Origin of the sequence: Vibrio sp. Y42_MX_L11 (assembly GCF_024181785.1) — a bacterium.
Lineage (GTDB): Bacteria > Pseudomonadota > Gammaproteobacteria > Enterobacterales > Vibrionaceae > Vibrio > Vibrio diabolicus.
In genome coordinates, this window is the sequence record NZ_JAMZAP010000040.1 from 1 (window position 1) to 5,463 (window position 5,463).

Here is a 5,463-nt window from a genome sequence, read left to right on the forward strand (position 1 = left end):
TTCCAGCCATTCCTGATCGCTGCGTCGTCGGTGAGCCATGATCTTATCTCCTTATTAGTGAAGATAAGATCATAAGTCTGGTGCCTGGCTAATTGAATGTGTGCTTTGTGGGGCGCTTACCATGGAAAGCACCAGAAGGTGGCGGTGGACCGAGTTATCAGAATATGTAGTCCCTGGATTAACCAAAATAAAACGGCATCTGAATAGTTCAGATGCCGCTTAACATTAATGGTTATCTTGCCAAAGATGAATTATTAGTCCGTTGTAAACACGTGATGTTGGAACAACTGGTCAACAATTTCATGCGAGGTCGCTGATGCGCCCAGTTCTAGGCCAGACATGTCGAAGTGCTCCAGTGCGACCGATGTAGATTGGCCTGTCTCATTAGTAATCGTTAGGTTGAGGGTATCCTGTTCACCATCAAAACTAGCGCTGACGTGATCCAACAAGGCTTCCATGGCCGCCAGATCATCATCTGCTGGTGAAACAATATCACTCAAGTCTAATTTATCTTCACCGAGATTAAAGTCTTTGATGACATCCATAGATGCTTCAGAACTTAAAGACTCATTGGTGAAAGTAAACGTATCGCTCCCTTCACCTCCCGTTAGGATATCATTCCCTAAACCTCCGATGAGAATGTCATTGCCAAGACCACCCACTAGGATGTCATCGCCTGCAGCGCCATTTAAGGTATCTGCACCGTCTTGTCCCAGCATGATATCAATAGTCTCACTACCATCAAGCAAGTTGACCAGGTCATTACCCATGACAGCATGACGCTCAGTAGAAGCGACGTCTGCACCTGATTCACTAAGTGTTAGAGTAAAGGCGTTGTCACTCACCCCGCCTCTTCCGTCTGACACTTTAAAGAGAAAGTTAAGATCAACTTGTTGGTTACCTTCTAAGGTAAAGCTATCACTTTGTGTAAAGCTGTAACTGCCGTTTGACTCGACCTCTAACAAGCCAAATGCCGTTTCAACATGTAAGCTCCCATCGACTTGACTCGTCGAAAAAACAAGGTCTTGGTCGACGGTGACATCATGCAAATCAGCACTTAAAAGAGTGAAATCCCCATCAGCCAAAGAGACTGTCATGATGTCGCCATCTGCATCTTGGCTTCCTGACAGCAACTCACCAGCAATTGGTTCAGGTGAAAAATGATTGAGGAATTGGCCTAACTGCTCGCCAGAATCGATAAATACAACTTGGTCGCTCAATTCTTCCAGTGCTTGGGCTGCACTTTCATTGTCTGACGTTGCAATACCAATACCATAAACTTTGGCATCATGCGTTTGCTTATAGTCTTCCCATCGTTCATTCAAATCTGGAGCTGCTGTTTCACCTTCTTTAGGGTTTGGTGCACCGTCAGAGATAAAGAATATGGTCTCTTTACTTTCGATTGGCTGTTCTTTCAAGTACAGATCCCAATCAAAATTGCCGTTTTCATCTAAGCCATCTTGCCAAGGGAATTGAGTTCCTATTTCATTGAAGGCCATGACGGCTTCTAGTGCCTTGCTGTAGTCTGTGTTCGTACCGTGATTAATATCACACCATTGACTCACGTAAGAGGCAACTTCGCTGAGATATTCAGGATCATTGGAATCACGTCCATTCAGCAAAGGCGGACGGCTCATTTCCTCTACTTGATCTAAAGTTAACCAGCTCTGTGTAGACGTATCTCCATCAAAGCGAACCAAACGAATGTAAGTATTGGATTGCCCACCCTCTTCAATCATGTTCTCAACCATTGAGTGAAGGGCTTCCGCAGCTTTGTAAGCTCTTGATTCTATCTTGGGTGCAGTAGCCTCACTACCGACGGTATTTTGCCCATCAAATGTGCGAGTCATACTGTTTGATTCATCAAACACAACCGTCACTTTGTTAATCGGCAAGTCTTCCATTTCAGCAAAGCCATGTACTGGCGATGAAGTTGGGGCATGGTTTTCAGTTACATTTAGAGTGACCTGAGTTGTGTCTTTGTCCGTACCATCCGTCGCCGTGACTTCCAACTGATAACTATCCTGAACAGAGTGGTCTAGCTTAACTCCGTCTTTAAGCCAAATCTCACCGCTATTTGAATCTACGCGGAATAAATTGGCATCACCGCCACTTAGCTCGTATTTAATGGTATCTGCACCATCAGGGTCGAAAGCTTTAACCTTACCCACCAACAATCCAGCTTCCTGCTCTGCAACGTTAAAAGTTGCATTATCCGCAGTTGGCATACCGCTGACATCGGTTCCATGAGTCTGATCTGCATCAGTATTGCTAATAAACTCAGGAGCGCGATCTCGAATATCGATTGTCACTTCACCAGTCGCGGTATCGCCGTCTGCATCGAGAACGGTGATATTGAATTTTTCTTGTTGATGACCCTTAACATTCGTCGCTTTGTAGTCATAGCGACCATTTTCAAAGTTAAGAGTTAGCGTACCATGCTCTGTGTCGATCTCTGCTAACGAGTGTAGAGAGATAATTGCCCCATTACTGGCACTTACTGTGCCATCAGCTTTATTGTAATGATAGGTTTCACCATCAACTTCAATTTGATCCACCCATTGGCTATCGCCATTAATATCATCTAGAAGATTGCTCTGAAGCTGCCCTGATACTGTTTTGTTCAGAAGCCCCTCTATTTGTGAGTCATCAGTTACTACCAGTGCAGAGCCTTTATCGGTTGCAACTGGTTCTAGATATTTCATATCCGCACCAGCGCCAATACCAATTGACCAGATGTTCTCTAAAGATGCACCACTCGAATCGATACTGCGATCCATCGCATTTTCAAGAATGATGCTTTGCTCAGCGTCTGTCGGTTGACCCGAACCATTAGCTAAGTACTCGTAGCGCTGCTCACTTTCAAAATCGTCTGCTGTAGACCACTTCATTAAGCTCTCGCGCGACTCTGTATATGCCGAATCTGACGTATTTTCCCATGAATTGAAGTCGCTTGGCGCACCATCCGAAATAAAGTAAAGCTGATGATTGCTAGTGTCATCTGTTTCTTGGCTAAGGTCAGTTAAGGCAGCATTTACCTGGTCAATCGCTTGGCTATATGGCGTCCAGCCACCACGACCAATTGAATCCAAGTAAGCATCAATCTCATCCACAGATTCTAGCCATTCAGACGTTTGACCATCTGGATAACCTGAGTGCGTCGCAATCTTAAATCGAACGTCACCAAGATCATCATACTTTTCAAACATGGTCTTAATTGCACTGCGTGCTAGGTCCCAGCGAGTAACTTCAACGCCTTGCTCGTTTTTAACCATGTCATCCCACATCGAACCCGATGCATCTAACGCGATAACAACACTGTTGTTTTGTGGATCAACATCCATGATTTCATGGTGCTCTGAATTAACTGAAGGTAGAGAGTCAACAACACCAAGGTGCAAAGTTGCATTTTCAACTCGGCCACCCGCATCCACTTGAACGCTAACAGGGATATCTAATGTGTCAGCACCGAGTTCCGAGTGATCTACTGGCTCATATTGCTCGACGGTATAATGCCCAGTTTTACCATCAATGCTCGCTTCAATGACTTTGACCTTATCATCACCTGAGCCAACATATCCGGTTAAAGTACCGCGATCATCACTCACTTCAAACACCACTGGCTTGCCTTCACTGGTAACGGTCTCCAGATTCTGTTCAGAATCAAATCGGAACTCAGCATCTGATGCAGAACCAAGGTTGGCAACTAAATCACCTTCAGCATGTACGCCAGAACTCGCACCAACTGCAGACTCATCGAGCATGATATGCGAATCATCCAATGAAATAGGCTCACCTACTACATGCACTGTTACTTCAGCTTTATCAGTCAGACCATCCGCATCTTCAATGACGTATTCAAATGAGTATTCCTTTATTTCCCCAGTCTTAATCGTGCGCTGATCTTCTGGCAATGATTCAAGATATTTGGCTGCATCAAACACCAATTTGCCATCTATTAAGTTTAGATATTCTGTTTGTGGGTAGTTAATAATAGTCAGTTCGTCACCGTCTGGATCGCTATCATTCGCTAACACATCCAGCTCTAGAATACCGGCTCCTGTTGTTTGATAGTCCTCATCAAAGCTCGTCAAATCGGCAGAAACTTGTGTTACGAAGTACTCCGACCCCTTAGGATCAACCAAGCCATCTTTGTAACCCACGGCTGACATTTCAATGCTATCAAAATATCGACCATCCGCATCAATACTTACAACTTGCTTACGATTGCCAGTTCCTTCAAATACTCCCGAAGCGACAACCTCACCTTTGTAGTAAGCCTTCCAAACACCGCGCTCAACTCCAGGCTCCCAAGAGCTCCAAAGATTTTCAACTTGAACTTTAGCATGATCTGCGACTTGTCCATCAGCGAAAGTGAAACGCATAGCCTCACTGTGTGAAGTAGCATCATCGAATCCAATTTGACCGTCTTTTACCTGATCCGTACCACCATCTAAGGAAGAGCTAACCCCAAACTTATGCGTACCACCGTCACCAGTGTAATCCGCCTTGTTAGCGTCACCGATTTTGTTACCTGTGTTGGTATCAACGATGTAGTAGTCCACACTAATATCTGCACTGTCGTCCCAGTTCGTGTGATCTAAAACCTTAGTCTCTTTCTCAATACCTTTGTCATCTTCAGCGATTGGAGCTTCGTTAATGTCATTTATCACGACATTGACGTTAGCCGTATCCTTTGCCCCAGACTGGTCTTCAGCTTCTACCAATAGTTGGTAGCTATCTGACGTTTCATGGTCAAAGACTACGCCACTTTTAACGCTGATCTCACCTGTGTGACTGTTTATTTCAAAAAGGTCAGTATGGTTGGTTAACTGATAAGTTACATTGCTACCTTTATCGACATCAAATGCCTCAACCTGCCCAATTACGCCAGCAACAGCATTCTCATTAATGCTAAATTGGTAACTATCGGTATCGGCTTTGCCATCTTCATCTAGGCCGTGGCTATCATTCGTTCCACTAATAAATTCAGGAGCATCGTTGTTACCTGTAATAGTCACGACCACGTCATGAGTCGTGCCATCTGCAGACGTCACTGTCATGGTGCGAGTCACCGGATCGCTATCAGCGTCTAACGCTTGCACGTCTGGATGATTATTGTTTAGCTCATAGGTCCAGTTACCCTGCTCATCGATAGAGAAGGTACCCCAGTTGCCATCTTGAACGCCGGTTTGCGGTTGGAATACCGCTTCACCTGCATCAGGGTCGTCCACGTTTAAGTTGCCGCCAGTGGTCAGCGTTACGTCTTCTTGAACCGCGCCTTTATCATCACCCGGTTGATCAGGTGTGATGACCGCTTTGTCGTCTGAGCCCGTGATCGTCACGACCACGTCATGAGTCGTGCCATCTGCAGACGTCACTGTCATGGTGCGAGTCACCGGATCGCTATCAGCGTCTAACGCTTGCACGTCTGGATGATTATTGTTTAGCTCATAGGTCCAG

Annotated in this window: 1 protein-coding gene; it reads right to left on the reverse strand. The window is 45.2% G+C overall.

Annotation, left to right across the window (positions count from 1 at the left end; all coding sequences use genetic code 11):
- Positions 1–254: 254 nt before the first annotated feature.
- On the reverse strand, positions 255–5,463 hold a 5,209-nt coding region (locus NL643_RS22540), incomplete at its 5' end, for a VCBS domain-containing protein (RefSeq protein ID WP_253645235.1).